This window comes from Paenibacillus woosongensis, assembly GCF_009725165.1.
In the GTDB taxonomy this organism is placed as follows: domain Bacteria; phylum Bacillota; class Bacilli; order Paenibacillales; family Paenibacillaceae; genus Fontibacillus; species Fontibacillus woosongensis.
On sequence record NZ_WNZW01000056.1, the window covers coordinates 1 to 408 of the forward strand.

Consider the following 408-nt stretch of genomic DNA (forward strand, 5'->3'; position numbering starts at 1 on the left):
GAATTCATTCGCGTCTTCGAAGAGGAGTCGGGGAAATTCGACGACTTCGCGTTCTTGGCGCAAGGTACGCTGTATACGGATATCGTGGAAAGCGGTACGGCTACGGCACAAACGATCAAATCGCATCACAACGTCGGCGGATTGCCGGAAGATATGAAGTTCAAGCTGGTGGAGCCGCTCAAAGCGCTGTTCAAGGACGAGGTGCGTAAGGTCGGCGAAGAGTGCGGACTGCCGGCGGCCATCGTGTGGCGTCAGCCGTTCCCGGGTCCGGGACTGGCCATCCGCGTGCTTGGCGAAGTGACGGAGGAGAAGCTGACGATCGTTCGCGAATCGGATGCGATTCTGCGCGACGAAATCGCCAAAGCCGGTCTCGACCGCGAGATTTGGCAATATTTCACGGCGCTGCCG

The 408-nt window shown here is 58.6% G+C and carries 1 pseudogene; it reads left to right on the forward strand.

Going from position 1 to position 408, the window contains the following annotated elements:
- Positions 1-408: pseudogene (locus tag GNP95_RS25580) on the forward strand (glutamine-hydrolyzing GMP synthase); the annotation flags it as partial.